Here is a 17,592-nt window from a genome sequence, read left to right as displayed (position 1 = left end):
GATGGTCATCGGGATCCGCAGTATTTGGCGGAGGTGATCGCGTCCGAGCGGGTGACGATGACCTCGTTCGTGCCGTCGATGCTGACGGTCTTCGCCAGCAGCGCCGACGCGACCGGCATCGGTCGCGAAGCCCTGTCCTCGTTGCGGACATTGTTGATCGCCGGTGAGGCCTTCACCGGTGAGGCCGTGAAGGCGATCCGCCGGGTCAGCTCCGCGGAGCTGTTCAACCTGTACGGACCTACCGAGTTCACGGTGCACGCCACGCACGGACCCGTCGCCGCCGAGGTGGACGGTGCGGTGCCGATCGGTCTTCCGGTGTGGAATGCCCAGGCGTACGTACTGGATTCGCGTCTGCATCCGGTGCCGGTGGGTGTCGCGGGTGAGTTGTATCTCGCGGGTGATCAGTTGGCTCGCGGCTACTACGGCCGGGTGGATCTGACGTCGGATCGGTTCGTGGCCAATCCGTTCGGCGCTTCCGGTGCTCGTATGTATCGCACCGGTGACCTCGTGACGCGGGGCGCCGATGGTGCGATCGTGTACTTGGGTCGTACCGACTTCCAGGTGAAGTTGCGCGGTCTGCGTATCGAGCTGGGTGAGATCGAAACCGCTCTGACGGCGCATGATTCGGTGGCGCAGGCGGTGGCGCTGGTGCGTTCGGACGCGCGCACCGGCGATCAGCTCGTCGGCTATGTGGTCCCGGCCACCGAAGCCGCGATCGACCTCGAGGAGCTGCGGACCCACCTGGGTGCGCTGCTGCCCTCGTACATGGTGCCCGCGGCGATCGTCGTGCTCGACGCCATGCCGTTGAACCCGAACGGCAAGCTGGATCGGCGCGCCCTGCCCGAACCTGTTTTCGAGGCAAGGGAATTCCGCGCGCCCTCGACCCCCATCGAGGAGATCGTCGCCGACACCTTCTCCGAGGTGCTCGGCCTGGCGACCGACGCGGGCGAGCGTCCGGTGGGTCTGGACGACGACTTCTTCGACCTCGGCGGCAACTCGCTGATCGCCACCCAGGTAGTCGCGCGGCTGAGCGCCGTGCTCGACACCCGCGTGCCGGTCCGACTGCTCTTCGAGGCGCCGACCGTCGCCGCGCTGGCGGCCCGCATGGAGGCCCATGCGGGCATCGGTGGCCGCCCGGCGCTGACCCCGCGCCCCCGGCCCGAACACCCGCCGCTGTCGCTGGCGCAGCAGCGCATGTGGTTCCTCAACCGCTTCGACACCGATTCGGCCGCCAGCAATATCCCGGTGGCGGTCCGGCTGCACGGACACCTGGATCTGGACGCGCTACGTGGGGCCGTGAGCGATGTGATCGCCCGGCACGAATCGCTGCGCACGGTCTATCCGTCGCACGAGGGCATCGCCTATCAGCAGGTGCTGCCGATGTCGCGGGCCATCCCGGAGTTCGACCTGGTGCCGGTCACCGAGGACGAGATCCCGGGCGCACTGTACGAATTCGTCATCCGCGGCTTCGACGTGACCGAAGAGCCGCCGGTGCGGCTACGGGTCTACCAGGTGGACACCAGCGCCGACGGGGGTAAGCGCTGGCGCGACACCACCCAGGATTACGTGCTCGCCATGGTCGTGCATCACATCGCGGCCGACGGCTTCTCGATGCGGCCGCTGGTTCGCGACCTGATGTCGGCCTATATCGCGCGGCGCTCGGATTCCGCGCCGAGCTGGACCCCGCCCGCGGTGCAGTACATCGACTACGCCCTGTGGCAGCGCGAAACCCTCGGCAACGAGGACGATCCGATCTCGCTGATCTCCGCGCAGCTGGATTACTGGCGCGAGGAGCTGGCCGGGCTGCCGGAGGAACTGCGCCTGTCGCAGCGCCAGCGCCCCGCGGTCGCCTCGTATCAGGCCGGAACGCACCGATTCCGGGTGCCGGGCGAACTCGTCGACGAACTGAACCGGGTGGCGCACGCGAACGGCACCACGCTGTTCATGGTGGTGCACGGCGCCTTCGCCGCGCTGCTGGCACGGCTGTCCGGCACCGACGACATCGCCATCGGCATCCCCGCCGCCGGTCGTGGCGAACAGGGTCTCGACGACCTGGTCGGCATGTTCGTCAACACCCTGGTGCTGCGCGCGCACGTCGATGCCGCGGCGCCCTTCACCGACCTGCTCGCGCAGGTCCGCGAGCGCGACCTGCAAGCCTTCGCGCACACCGACGTGCCGTTCGAGCGTCTGGTCGAGGTGCTGAACCCGGCCCGTTCGCAGGCGCGCCACCCGCTGTTCCAGGTGATGCTGTCGTTCCAGAACCTGGGCCGCACCAGCCTGGAGCTGCCGGGCCTGCGGGTCTCGGAGCTGGAGATCGACCAGCCGACGGCCAAGTTCGACCTGCAACTCACCCTCGGTGAGGTGCCGGGCAACCAGACCCGCGAACTCGGCGCCGCCGCCATGGATGCCGAACTCGTCTACGCCACCGACCTTTTCGATGGGGCATTCGCGGATTCCTTCGCCGAGCGCTTCCTCCGGGTGCTGCGCGGTGTGGCCGCCGAGCCGACCGGTACCGTCGGCGACCTCGAACTGCTGGACGAGGCCGAACGCACCCTGGTCCTGGAGCGGTGGAACGACACCGAATTCCCGGTCGACGCCGCGCTGACCTCGCCAGTCGGCGATGCCGCCGCGACACTGGTCTCGATGTTCGAGGCGCAGGCCGCCCGCACCCCGGACGCGACCGCGCTCACCTTCGAGGGGACAAGTCTGTCCTACGCCGAGTTCGCGAGCCGGGTGCACCGGCTGGCGCGCTGGCTCAAGCAGGCGGGCGTCGGCCCGGAATCGTATGTCGGCCTGGGTATGCGGCGTTCGCTCGACCTGCTCGTCGGCATCTACGCGATCAATGCCGCGGGCGGCGCGTACGTACCGCTGGATCCGGATCATCCGGCCGAGCGCATCGACCACATTCTGCGCACCGCGGGACCGGTCTGCGTGCTTACCTCCGGCGCCGATCTCGCGAGCACACTCTCGCGCCAGGTGCGCATCGATCGGCTCGACCTGTCCGGGTTCTCCGACGAGCCGCTGACCGACGCGGATCGGCATCGGCCGCTGCGCCCGCAGAACACCGCCTACGTCATCTTCACCTCCGGCTCGACCGGTCGGCCCAAGGGCGTCGCGGTTTCGCACGCCGCGATCGTCAACCGCATGGTCTGGATGCATGCCCAGTACGGGCTGTCCGCCGAGGATGTGGGCCTACAGAAGACGCCCGCCACCTTCGACGTCTCGGTGCCGGAGTTCTTCTGGCCCTTGCAGATCGGCGCCAGGCTGGTCATCGCCAAGCCGGACGGCCACCGGGATCCGGCCTATCTGGCCGAGCTGATCCAGCGCGAGCAGATCACCACCGCGCACTTCGTGCCGTCCATGCTTTCGGTCTTCGTGACCGAGGACGCCGCGGCACAGTGCCGCACCCTGCGCCACATCTTCTGCTCCGGTGAGGCGCTGCCCGGCGCCGCCGCCCAGCGCATCCGCGAACTCACCGGCGCGCGCGTGCACAACCTCTACGGTCCCACCGAGGCCGCGGTCGAGGTGACCTACCACGAGGTCATCGATGCCGATCTCAGCTCGGTTCCGATGGGCGCCCCGGTGTTCAACACTCAGATGCTGGTGCTGGATTCGCGCCTGCACCCGGTGCCGGTCGGCGTCCCCGGCGAGCTGTACCTGGCCGGCGCGCAGCTAGCGCACGGCTATGTCGGCCGCCCGGATCTGACCTCGGACCGCTTCGTGGCCAACCCGTTCGCTGTCAACGGCGAACGCGCCTACCGCACCGGCGACTTGGTCGTCTGGAACTCCGGGGGCGAGCTGGAATACCTGGGCCGCACCGACTTCCAGGTGAAGCTGCGCGGTCTGCGCATCGAGCTCGGCGAGATCGAAACCGCGCTCACCGCACAGGATTCGGTGTCGCAGGCGGTGGTTCTCGTCCGCAACGACGAGCGCACCGGCGATCAGCTGGTGGCCTATCTGGTGGCGAACCCGGATCGGGCCATCGACATCGAGTCGGTCAAGTCCGTATTGAGCAGGCAGCTGCCCGCCTACATGGTGCCGACGGCCTACCTGGTGCTCGACGAGTTCCCGGTCAACGCCTCCGGCAAGCTGGACCGCAAAGCGCTGCCCGAACCCATCTTCGCGGCCCGGGAATTCCGGGCGCCCGCCACCCCGGTGCAGCAGATTGTCGCGAGCACCTTCGGCGAGGTGCTCGGCGTCGACCGGATCGGCCTCGACGACGACTTCTTCGAGCTCGGCGGCAACTCGCTGGTCGCCACCCAGGTGGCCGCGCGTCTCGGTACGGCGCTCGACACCCAGGTGCCGGTGCGGCTGCTGTTCGAGGCCTCCACTGTCGAGGCGGTCGCCGCGCGCGTGGAATCGGCTGCCGGACAGGGTGGCCGGGCTCCGCTGACCGCCCAGCCGCGGCCGGCGGCGGTGAGCTTGCGAACCGGCGAGATGGCACAGCTCGTGCCGCTATCGCTGGCGCAGCAGCGCATGTGGTTCCTGAACCGCTTCGACAACCGCACCGCGGTCAACAACATTCCGGTCGCCATCCGATTGACCGGCGATCTCGACGTGGCCGCGTTGAACGCCGCCATCGGCGACGTGCTGGCCCGTCACGAGGCGCTGCGCACCGTCTACCCCGAGGTGGAAGGCGTCGGCTACCAGCGCATCCTGCACGCCGACGAGGTGCGCTTCGAGCTCGCCGCCGAGCCGGTGTCCTCGACCGAACTGTCCTCGCGCATCGTCGAACTCGCGAGCGTGCATTTCGACGTGACCACCGAGATCCCGTTCCGGGCGGGGCTGCTGACGCTGGGCGGAAACAGCCATGTCGTGGTGCTCGTCATGCACCACATCAGCGGTGACGGCTTCTCGCTGCGCCCGCTGCTGCGTGACGTGGTGGTCGCCTACTCCGAGCGCGCCAGGGGCGAGATCCCCACCTGGGCCCCGCTCGAGGTGCAGTACGCCGACTACACGCTGTGGCAGAGCGAGGTGCTCGGCTCCGAGGACGATCCGGAATCGGTTGCCGCCGCTCAGCTGTCGTACTGGGCCGAGCAACTGCGTGATCTGCCGGACCAGATCGAGCTGCCCGCCGATCGTCCCCGGCCCGAGATCGCCTCGAATTCCGGTGGCCTGCACAATTTCTCGGTCGATGCCGAACTGCATCGCGCGCTCACCGATATCGCCCGCGCGCACGGCGTCACGCTGTTCATGGTGGTGCATGCCGCGCTCGCGACCTGGGCGGCCCGGCTGTCCAACAGCACCGATATCGCGATCGGCACCCCGATCGCGGGCCGCGGCGAGCGCGCGCTCGACGATCTGGTCGGCATGTTCGTCAACACCCTGGTGTTGCGCAACGAGGTCGACCCGGGCGCCAAGTTCAGCGATCTGCTGGAGCAGGTGCGACGCACCGACCTCGCCGCCTTCGCACACGCCGACGTACCGTTCGAGCGGCTCGTCGATGTGCTGAGCCCCGCGCGCTCACAGGCGCACCACCCGCTGTTCCAGGTGGCGCTCACCTTCGAGGCGGCCTCCGCCGCCGATATGGGCACCGTCGCGCTGCCCGGCCTGAACCTCGATGTCGTCGAATTCGACACGGGCACAGCGAAGTTCGATGTGCAGCTGACCGTGGGCGAGGCCCGTGACGGCGCGCTGGCGCTGTCCTGGAATTACGCCACCGAGCTGTTCGATCCGGAGACGGTGGCATTGTTCGCCGACCGCCTGGTGCGCATCCTGCGCAGCGTCGCCGAGGACCCCGCGATCGTCGTCGGTGATATCGATCTGCTGGGTGAGGCGGAGCGCCTGGATGTTTCGCAGCGCTGGGTCTCCTCGGGCGCCGACACTGCCACCGGCCGGTTCGCCGACGCGAATCTCACCGTGGTCTCGCTGTTCGACCAGGCCGTCGCCGCGCATGCGCAGCGCACCGCCGCCACATTCGGCTCGGACTCGCTGACCTACGCCGAGCTGGACCGGCGCGCGAATGTGCTGGCGCGCAGGCTGATCGCCGACGGCGCCGGACCCGAATCGCTCGTCGCGGTGATCCTGCCGCGCTCGCTGGACCTGGTCGTCGCGTTGCTCGCGGTGGTCAAGACCGGCGCGGGCTATGTGCCGGTCGATCCGACCTACCCGGCCGATCGCATCGCCTACGTGCTGTCGGATTCCCGGCCCACCAGCGTGATTCTCGATTCGACGGTCGAGGTGGCGATTCCGGCCGACCTGCCGACCGTGGTGCTGGACGGATTCGCCGTCGAGACCGGCAATGTCGAGGACGCCGACGACGCCCCGATCACCGATGCCGACCGCAGGGCGCCGCTGAGCCCGGATCACGTCGCCTACGTCATCTACACCTCCGGCTCCACCGGCCGCCCCAAGGGCGTCGCGGTCGCGCACCGGAATGTGGTGCGGCTGTTCGCGAATACCGATCGCGACTTCGGCTTCGGACCCGAGGATGTGTGGACGCTGTTCCACTCCTACGCGTTCGACTTCTCGGTGTGGGAACTGTGGGGTCCGTTGCTCTTCGGCGGCACCGTGGTGGTCGTCGACTACTACACCTCGCGCTCGCCGGAACAGTTCCTGGAGTTGCTGCGGGATCAGCGGGTCACGGTCCTCAACCAGACGCCGTCCGCGTTCTACCAACTGGCCGAAGCGGATCGCAACGCCGCACCCGACGCGGCCCCGCTGGCACTGCGCTATGTGGTGTTCGGCGGTGAGGCGCTGGAACTGCGCAGGCTCTCGGACTGGATCGCCAGGCACGGCGACGGTGTCACCGGCAAGTCGGTCGGTTCCGCACCCTTGCTGGTGAATATGTACGGCATCACCGAGACCACGGTGCACGTCTCCTACCGTGCGCTGGACGCCGCCACCATCGATGCCGCCTCGGGCAGCATCGTCGGCCGCGCCATCTCGGGGCTGCGGGTCTTCGTACTCGACAGCAGGTTGCGCCCGGTTCCGGTGGGCGTCGCGGGCGAAATGTATGTGGCGGGACCGCAATTGGCCCGTGGCTACCTCGGGCGGCCGGATCTCACCGCGACCCGGTTCGTGGCCAACCCGCTGGGTGGGGTGGATGCGGCGGGTTCGCGCCTGTACCGCTCCGGCGACCTGGCGCGCTGGAACCGCTTCGGCGAGCTGGAATACCTGGGCCGTGCCGACGATCAGGTGAAGGTGCGCGGCTTCCGCATCGAACTCGGTGAGATCGAGTCCGCGGTGCTGGCCCAGCCCGGCATCGCCCAGGCGGCGGTCATTGTGCGCGAGGACCAGCCGGGCGATCAGCGCATCGTGGCCTACGTGGTCGCGGAGCCGGATGTGATTCCGGATCTCGACGCGGTGCGCGCGGGCGCGGGCGAGCTGCTGCCGTCCTATATGGTGCCCGCGGCGCTGGTGCGTCTCGAGTGGATTCCGTTGACCGTCAACGGAAAGCTGGACCGCCGTGCGCTGCCCGCGCCCGCGGTGCAGGCCAGGACCTTCCGTGCGCCGGTCACGCCGGTGCAGGAGACGGTGGCCGGGGTCTTCGCCGAGGTGCTCGATCTGCCGCGGGTCGGCGTCGACGACGACTTCTTCGATCTCGGCGGCAACTCGCTGATCGCCACCCGGGTGGTGTCGCGGATCGGCGCGGCGCTCGGGACGAGCGTTCCGGTGCGTGCGTTGTTCGAGGCATCGACGGTGGAGGCGCTCGCCGCGCGGGTGGAGTCGCATACCGACGGCGCGGCGCGGGCCCGCCTGGTGGCGCGGCCGAAGTCGACGGACGAACTGGTGCCGCTGTCCTACGCGCAGCAGCGCATGTGGTTCCTGAACAAGTACGACACCTCCTCGGCGGCCTACAACCTGCCGCTGGCCATCCGTATGTCGGGCGCGCTCGATATCGAGGCGCTGCGACTCGCGGTCGCCGACGTGGTGCGCAGGCACGAATCGTTGCGCACCCGCTACCCCGAGCACGGCGGCACGCCAGTTCAGGTGATCGTTCCGGCCGAGGACATCGCGCTGGATCTGCGGCCGGTTCCGGTGGACCCGGCAGCGCTGACGGCCGTGGTGACCGAGTTCGCCGCCACCGGATTCGATGTGGCCGAACAGGTTCCGCTACGCGCCCGGCTGTACTCCCTCGGCGCTGAGGAATATGTGCTGGTCGTGGTGGTGCACCACATCGCGGGTGACGGTTTCTCCATGGGCCCGCTCGCACGCGATGTGATGACCGCTTACACCGCGCGCAGCCAGGGCAGCGCGCCCGGTTGGACGCCGCTCGCGGTGCAGTACGCCGATTTCGCGATCTGGCAGCGTGATGTCCTCGGCGCCGAGCACGACCCGGAGTCGTTGCTCGCCCGCCAGGTCGTCTACTGGCAGCGTGAGCTCGACGGCATCCCCGACGAGCTGACGCTGCCCGCCGACCGGCCGCGTCCCGCCGTCGCCTCGCTGCGCGGCGCGACAGTGCAGTCGCAGCTGCCCGCCGAACTGGTCGAGGCGCTGGAAGGTGTCGCACGCAAACACGGCGCCTCGCTGTTCATGGTCATGCACGGTGCGCTGGCGGTATTGCTGGCCAAACTCTCCGGCACCGACGACATCGCGGTCGGCTCGCCGATCGCGGGCCGTGGTGAGCAGGCCCTCGATGATCTGGTCGGCATGTTCGTCAATACCTTGGTGCTGCGCACCGGGATTCGGCAGTCCGAGCCGTTCGCCGATCTGCTGGAGCGGGTGCGCAAGACCGACCTGGATGCCTACGGCAACGCCGACGTGCCCTTCGAGCGGCTGGTCGAACTGCTCGCGCCGGAGCGCTCGCAGTCGCGTAACCCGCTGTTCCAGGTGGCGCTCGCCTTCCAGAACCTGGACCGCACCGCCCTGGAATTGCCGGGTCTGACGGTGTCGGCGCTGGATCTGGACGAGACGGTCGCCCGTTTCGACCTGCAATTCACCCTGTCGGAGCTGACCGGCGCCGAATCCGGCTCGGCCGGAATGGCGGTGGCGCTCACCTATGCCACCGATCTGTTCGACAAGTCGACCGCGGCGGAGATCGTGCTGCGCTGGCGGCGGGTGCTCGAAGCCGTGGCCGCCGATCCGGGCGTGACCGTCGGTGCGATCGATGTGCTCGACGCCGTCGAGCGGGCCGATCTGGTGGCCCGCGCCGGTGCGCCCGCGGTGTCGCCGCGGACCCTGCCGGAACTGCTGACCAGCGTCGCGTCGCGGAATCCGCAGGCGCCCGCGGTGGTGTACCGCGGCGCCACGCTGACCTACGGCGAGTTGGACGAGCGCTCGAACCGCTTGGCCCGCTTGCTGATCGCCGAGGGTGTCGGTACCGAGGACCTGGTCGCGGTCGGTGTGCCGCGGTCCGCGGATTCGGTCTTCGTCGCGCTGTCGGTATCGAAGACGGGTGCGGCGTTCGTACCGGTCGACCCGACCTACCCGGCCGATCGCATCGCGCATATGGTGACCGATTCCGGTTCGCCGGTGGGTATTACGGTTGCCGCGTCACGCGAAGGACTGCCGGATTCGGTGCGCTGGCTGGTGCTCGAGGATCTCGACCTGGACGCGTTCGACGGAGCTCCGATCGGCGACGCCGACCGGACCCGTCCGCTGCGCCCGGAGAACCCGGCTTACGTCATCTACACCTCGGGCTCCACCGGTGTGCCCAAGGGCGTCGTGGTCTCGCATGCGGTGCTGGCGAACTTCGCCACCGCGCAGATCGAGCACTACCGGCTCGATTCCGATTCCCGCGCACTGCATTTCGCCTCGCCGAGCTTCGACGCCTCGATCCTCGAGCTGCTGCTCGCCCTCGGGCCGGGTGGTGCGCTCGTCGTGGTGCCGACCGGCGTGTACGGCGGCGAGGAACTGTCCGAGCTGCTGCGCACCGAGCGGGTTTCGCACGTATTCATCACCCCCGCCGCGTTGGCCACCTTCGATCCGAGCGGTCTGGATTCGCTGCGGGTGCTCGCGGTCGGTGGCGAGGCGTACCCGCCGGAGCTCATCGCCAAATGGGCGTTACCGCTGTCCGACGGCACGATTCGCCGTTTCCACAATGTCTACGGCCCGACCGAGACCGCCATGGTGGTCAATATCAGCCGACCGCTGGCGGCGGGCGATCCGATGCCGATCGGTGGTCCGATCCGTGGCATCCAGTCGCTGATCCTGGACGGCCAGCTGCGCCCGGTGCCGGTGGGTGTCGCGGGTGAGCTCTACATTTCGGGCATTCAGCTGGCGCGTGGCTACCACGCGCGGGCCGGTTTGACCGCGGACCGCTTCGTGGCGAATCCGTATGTGGCGGGTGCGCGCATGTACCGCACCGGTGACGTGGTCCGCTGGACCCGCGACGGTGCGGTGGAATACGTGGGCCGCTCCGATTTCCAGGTGAAGGTGCGCGGTTTCCGCATCGAGCTGGGCGAGATCGACAGCGCGCTGTCCGCGCACGAGAGCGTCGACTTCGCCGCGACCATCGGCCACCGGGGGACGGCAGCCGGCGGAGCCGGCGGGGTGGGTGAGCGCAAGAATGCCGCGGGCGCGGTTTCGCTGGTGTCCTATGTCGTGGCGGCGCAGGGATATTCGATCGATGTCGCGGCATTGACCGAGATGCTCGAGGACCGGCTGCCCGCCTATATGGTGCCGTCCTCGATCATGGTGCTCGACCATGTTCCGCTCACCCCGACGGGCAAGCTGGACCGGAAGGCGCTGCCGGAGCCGGTATTCGCGACCGAGGTGGTATTCCGCGCCCCGCGCACGCCGGTCGAACAGACCATCGCCGAGGTCTTCGCCGAGGTGCTCGGCGTGCAGCGGGTCGGCGTCGACGATTCGTTCTTCGCCCTCGGCGGCGACAGCATCGTCTCCATCCAGCTGGTCTCCCGGGCCAAGGCGCGCGGAGTCGTCTTCACGCCGCGGCACGTATTCGAGCAGCGGACCGTGGCGGGCCTGGCGTCGGTCGCCGAGACCACCGACAACGCCGTATCCGCGGTGGCCGTGCTGGACGAGCTGCCCGGCGGCGGCGTCGGAACCATGCCGCTCACGCCGGTGGTGCGGTTCATGGCGGAGCGGTCCGGCTCGTTCGGCCGCTTCAACCAGACCCTCGCGCTGGAACTTCCGGTCGGCATCGACCGTGCGGGCATCGCCACCACGGTCGGCGCGGTCATCGACCGGCACGACATGCTGCGGGCTCGCCTGCACCGCGACGGCGACGACTGGGTGGTCGAGACCGCGGCGCCGGGCACCGTCGAGGTGGACGCGCTGATCGAGCGGGTCGAGTACCCGGCCGCGGCGACCACGGACGAGCTCGTCGACATCGCCACCGCCGCACTGGATGCCGCGCTGGATCGACTGGATCCGGCCGCGGGCGTGGTGATCCGGTTCGTCTGGCTGGATCCGTCGGAGCCCGGCCACCAGGGCCGCCTCATCGTGCTGGCGCATCACCTCGTGGTGGACGGCGTTTCGTGGCGCATCCTGGTCCCGGATTTCGTGGCGGCCTGGGGTCAGCTCACCGCGGGCCAGCGGCCCGAGCTGGTCGCACCCGCGACCTCCATGCGCGCCTGGGCGCACGCGCTGCGGCGCGAAGCCGAAAGCGCCGAGCGGGTGGCCGAACTCGACTACTGGCGCACGGTGGCGGGCGCGGCCGATCCGCTGCTCACCGAGCGCGTGATGGACCCCGAAATCGATACCTCGGGTGTCATCGAGAAGGTGCAGATCGAGGTCTCCGCCGAGGTGACCAAGGCCCTGCTGACCGCGGTGCCCGCACTGTTCCACGGCGGCGTGAACGACGGCCTGCTGACCGCGCTCGCGCTGGCGACCGCGAAGTGGCGGGCCCGGCGTACCACCTTCCGCGCCGACGACTCGCTGCTGATCCGGCTGGAAGGCCACGGTCGCGAAGAGGATGTCGTGCCCGGCGCGGATCTCTCGCGCACCGTCGGCTGGTTCACCGCGATCTTCCCGGTCCGATTCGATCTGTCCGGCATCGATATCGACGCCGCGCTCACCGGTGGACCCGCACTGGGCAAGGCCGTCAAGGCGATCAAGGAGCAGCTGCTCGCGGTGCCCGACAAGGGCATCGGCTACGGCCTGCTGCGCTACCTGAACCCGGCCACCGCGGGCGAACTGCCCGCGGGGCTGCCGGGCCAGGTGAGCTTCAACTACCTGGGCCGGGTCTCCGACAACGATGTGCCGGAGGCGCTGCGCGGCTTCGGCTGGATTCCCGCGCCCGAACTCGGCGCGCTCGGCGGCGGTTACGACGCGGATATGCCCGCGATGGCGCCGCTGGATATCAACGCGATCGTGGTGGGCGACAAGCTCACCGCGAATATCGGCTACCCGTCGACGCTATTGGACGCCGCCGCGGTCCGTGAGTTCGGCGAGCTGTGGACCACCGCGCTGGAAGCCGTGGCACGGCACGCGAATTCGGCCGAAGCGGGTGGCCACACCCCGTCCGACTTCGCCTTGGTGCGTGCTACTCAGCGCGATATCGACGGCTGGGAGCGACGTTTCCCGGCGCTGTCCGATGTGTGGCCGCTCTCGGCGCTACAGGCCGGTCTGCTGTTCCACGCCCGCTTGGCGGCGAGTTCGGTGGACGTCTACACCGCCCAGGCGGTGCTGACCTTGACCGGTCGCGTCGACGCGGTCCGGTTGCGTGCGGCCGCACAGGCTTTGGTCGATCGCTACGAGAACCTGCGCACCGCGTTCGTCACCGATAACGATGGCAATCCGGTGCAGGTGGTGCTGGACGGCGTCCGAGTGGCCTGGGCCGAGCACAGCCGCGTCGAATCCGGCGACGCAGCCGATCTGATCGACGCCGATCGTATGCAGCGCTTCGATCTGACCGCGCCGCCGCTGATCCGGTTCACGTTGATCCAGGTCGCCCGGGCGGGAGCGGCAGGCCCGGAGGCGGCAGCTCGCGTAACCACGGAGGGACCCGCGGACGCCCCATCGGATACCGACCGTTGGCAGTTCGTGGTGGCCAATCATCACATCCTGCTCGACGGCTGGTCGATGCCGCTGCTCATGCGGGATCTGCTGGCGCTCTACGCGTTGCACGCGGATGCCACCGCGCTGCCCGCGGTGCGTTCCTACCGGCACTTCCTGGATTGGACCGCGCAGCAGGATCATGCGGCCTCGGTGGCCGCCTGGGCCGATGCGCTGCACGGCGTCACCGAGCCGACGCTGCTCTCGCGCCCGGACGCCGGACGCGAAATCACCGCGCTGTCCGGTGAATACTTCTTCGATCTGGACGAGGCGGCCACCGCGCGGCTCACCGAGCTCGCGAGTTCGCTCGGCGTCACGCCGAATACGGTGCTCCAGGTCGCCTGGGGAATCCTGGTGGGCCGCATGACCGGTCGCGAGGACGTGCTGTTCGGCACCACCGTGTCCGGTCGCCCGGCGGAGCTCTCCGGCGTCGAGGCCATGGTGGGTCTGTTCATCAACACCGTCCCGGTGCGGGTGCGCTTCGATCCGTCGGAGCCGGCCCGCGAGTTGCTGACCCGGACCCAGGGTGAGCAGGCGGATCTGCTCGACCACCACTACGTCGGCCTGGCCGATATCCAGTCCGCCGCGGGCGTGGCCGGTCTTTTCGACACGCTGGTGGTGTTCGAGTCCTATCCGGTGGACGCGGAAGGTATTCAGGCGCAGGCCGCCGATATCGACGGTATGGCCGTGGTCGGCCTGGACGCCGCCGACGCCACGCACTACCCGCTGACCCTGATCGCCCAGCTCGATTCGCGCCTGCGGATCCGGGCGGGCTACCTGCGCGACCTGTTCGACGAGGCCACGGTGCGGCGCATCGCGGACCGTCTGGTGCGGGTGCTCACCGCGATCACCACCGAGCCCGAGGTGACCGTCGGCGATATCGAGCTGGTCGACACCGCCGAACGCGCGCTGGTGACCACCGGCTGGAACAACACCGCGCACGATATCGATACCGCCGCGACGCTGGTCTCGATGTTCGAGGCCCAGCTGGCCAGGACGCCGGAAGCGACCGCGCTGAGCTCGCCCACCCCGCCGACTTCGTCGGCTGCCGTCCCCAGGACGTTCGACGGGACAAGTCTGTCCTACGACGAGTTCGCGGGCCGGGTCTACCGCCTGGCGCGCTGGCTCATCGAACGCGGCGTCGGCCCGGAGTCGTATGTGGCCCTCGGCATGCGGCGTTCGGTGGATCTGGTGGTCGGTATGTACGCCGTCACCGTCGCCGGTGGCGCGTACGTGCCGCTGGACCCGGATCATCCGGCCGAACGCACGGAATACATTCTGGCCACGGCCGACCCGGTCTGCGTGCTGACCTCCGGCAGCGATCTCGCCATCGATACCGCGCAGGTGCGCATCGATCTGCTCGATCTGTCGGGCCTGTCCGAGGATCCGGTGACCGAGGCGGAGCGGCGCGTGCCGCTGCACCCGTCCAACACCGCGTACGTGATCTTCACCTCCGGCTCCACCGGCCGCCCGAAGGGCGTGGCGGTATCGCATGCGGCGATCGTCAACCGCCTGGTATGGATGCAGGCCGAGTACGGCCTCACCGATGCCGACGCGGTGCTGCAGAAGACCCCGGCGACCTTCGACGTGTCGGTGTGGGAGTTCTTCTGGCCCTTGCAGATCGGCGCGCGCCTGGTGATCGCGAAGCCGGACGGGCATCGGGATCCGGCGTATCTGGCCGAGATCATCGCGACCGAGCGGGTCACCGTCACCCACTTCGTGCCGTCCATGCTCGCGGTGTTCGTGGCCGACGCCGCGGCGGCGCGCTGCCAGTCGCTGCGGATGGTCTTCGCCTCCGGTGAGGCGTTGCCGCCCAAGCCCGCGCACCGCCTGCGCGAGCTGACCGGCGCGGCCCTGCACAACCTGTACGGCCCGACCGAGGCCGCGGTCGACGTCACCTACCACCAGGTGGTCGCCGCCGACACCGAGACCGTGCCGATCGGTGCGCCGGTGTTCAACACCCAGGTCTACGTGCTGGATTCGCGGCTGCGCCCGGCCCCGGTCGGTGTCGCGGGTGAGCTGTACCTCGCCGGTACCCAGCTGGCGCGTGGCTATGTCGCCCGTCCCGACCTGACCAGCGATCGGTTCGTGGCCAATCCCTTCGGTGCCGCCGGATCCCGTATGTACCGCACCGGTGATCTGGTGTCCTGGAACTCCAGCGGTGAGCTGGAGTACCTGGGCCGTACCGACTTCCAGGTGAAGGTGCGTGGTCTGCGCATCGAGCTCGGCGAGATCGAGTCCGCCTTGACCGGGCTGGACGAGATCGCCCAGTCGGTCGTGGTGGTGCGCAGCGATCAGCGCACCGGTGATCAGCTGGTCGCCTACGTCGTCGCCGCGCCGAATGCCCGGGTCGACAGCGAGCTGGTGCGCGAGGATCTCGGCAGGCAGCTGCCCGCCTACATGGTGCCCACGCTGGTGCTCGTACTGGACGAATTCCCGCTCAATGCCTCCGGCAAGCTGGATCGCAAGGCGCTGCCCGCACCGGTCTTCGAGGCCGCGGTGTTCCGCGCCCCGACCACGCCGGTCGAGGAGATCGTCGCCGATACCTTCGCCGTTGTACTCGGCGCCGAACGGGTCGGTCTGGATGACGATTTCTTCGCCCTCGGCGGCAACTCGCTCAGCGCCACCCAGGTCGCGGCCCGGCTGTCCGCGGCCCTGGATACCGATCTCGGTGTTCGCGAGCTGTTCGAGGCCTCTACCGTGGTCTCGCTCGCGGCCCGGGTGGAGTCCCGGGCGGGCGCCGGTGCGCGGGCGGCCCTGGTGCCGCAACCGCGTCCGGAGCTGGTGCCGCTCTCGCTCGCGCAGCAGCGCATGTGGTTCCTGAACCGCTTCGACCCGGAGTCGACGGTCGACAATATTCCGGCCGCGGTACGGCTGTCCGGGCTGCTGGACCGGCAGGCGCTGCAGATCGCGGTCGCCGATGTGCTGGCCCGGCACGAGTCGCTGCGCACCTTCTACCCCGAGGTGGACGGCGCCGCGCATCAGCAGACCGTCCCGACCGGACAGGTCATTCCGGATCTGGCCCCGGTCGAGGTCACCGAGGCCGAACTGCCCGCGCGGCTGTCGGAGTTCGTGCTGACGGCGTTCGATGTCACCGCCGAGGTGCCGTTCCGTGCCCGGCTGTTCGAGGTGAGCCCGACCGAGCATGTGCTCGCGCTGGTGGTACACCACATCTCGGCCGACGGTTTCTCCATGGGACCGCTGACCAGGGATGTGATGATCGCCTACGGCGCTCGCGTCGAGGGCGGCGAGCCGTCCTGGCGACCGCTCGAGGTGCAGTACGCGGACTTCGCGCTGTGGCAGCGCGCGGTGCTCGGCGCCGAGGACGATTCGGAATCGGTAATCTCCGAACAGATTTCGTTCTGGTCGGATACGTTGCGCGGGCTGCCCGAACAGCTGGACCTGCCCTCGGATCGGCCGCGTCCCGCGGTGGCGTCCGGTCGCGGCGCCACCCACGCCTTCGAGATCGACGCCGAAACCCACAGCGCGCTGGTCGAACTCGCCCGCACCAGGGGTGCGACGCTGTTCATGGTCGCGCACACCGCGCTCGCGGTGCTGCTGGCACGGCTGTCCGGTGAGGACGACATCGCCATCGGCACGCCGGTGGCGGGCCGCGGTGAGCGTGCCCTCGATGATCTGATCGGTATGTTCGTCAACACCCTGGTGCTGCGGACGCCGGTCGAACGCGGTGCGACCTTCACCGATCTGCTGCGTACGGTGCGCGCCACCGATATCGCCGCGTTCGGCCATTCGGACCTGCCGTTCGAGCGCCTGGTCGAGATCCTGAATCCGGCGCGTTCGCAGGCGCGGCATCCGCTGTTCCAGGTGATGCTGTCATTCCAGAACACCGGACAGACCAGCCTGGAATTGCCCGGGCTGACGGTCAGCGGCGTCGAAATGCCGATCGACGTGGCGAAGTTCGACCTGCAACTGGTGATGTCGGAGAATCCGGCCACCGATGGCATCGCCGCCGAACTCATCTACGCGACGGATCTGTTCGATCCGGCGACGATGGCGGAGTTCGGTCGCCGGTTCAAGCGGCTGCTGAGCGCGGTCGTCGCGGAGCCCGATCGAGCCATCGGCGATATCCCGCTGCTGGACGAGCGGGAAATGTATCGGGCGTTGCGTGGGTGGAACGACACCGCGCGGGAGCTGGATGCGGCGGGCACCCTGGTCGCCGAATTCGCCCGTCAAGAGCAGGCGACGCCGGATGCGGTCGCGGTGATCGATCCGGCTGCCGGGATCGCGTTGACCTACGCGGAGTTCGCGGGTCGGGTGCATCGTTTGGCGCACCGTCTGATCGAGGCGGGTGTCGGTCCGGAATCTCTTGTCGCCCTTGGCATGCGTCGTTCGGTCGACCTGGTGGTCGCCGCGTACGCCGTGCAGGAGGCTGGCGGCGGTTATGTGCCGTTGGATCTGGATCAGCCTGCCGAGCGTGTCGGGTATGTGCTCGAGTCGGCGGCACCGGTCTGTGTATTGACCACCGCGCGTGACGGTTTCGACGGCGCGGGCCTGCGGACGCTGTCGATCGATGAGCTGGATCTGTCCGGGTATTCGGACCAGCCGGTGACCGATGCGGAGCGGATTGTTCCGTTGCGTTCGGAGCATCCGGCGTATGTGATCTTCACGTCGGGTTCGACGGGTCGTCCGAAGGGTGTGGCGGTGCCGCATTCGGGCGTGGTGAATCAGGTT

The 17,592-nt window shown here is 69.0% G+C and carries 1 protein-coding gene; it reads left to right on the top strand.

All coding sequences use genetic code 11. The features are described 5' to 3' along the window. On the top strand, positions 1–17,592 hold a 17,592-nt coding region (locus tag AB0H61_RS38580), incomplete at both ends, for a non-ribosomal peptide synthase/polyketide synthase (protein ID WP_357313778.1).

The sequence above is a fragment of the Nocardia sp. NPDC050710 genome (assembly GCF_040654375.1).
In the GTDB taxonomy this organism is placed as follows: Bacteria; Actinomycetota; Actinomycetes; order Mycobacteriales; family Mycobacteriaceae; genus Nocardia.
This window is presented reverse-complemented; position numbering and strand designations above follow the sequence as displayed.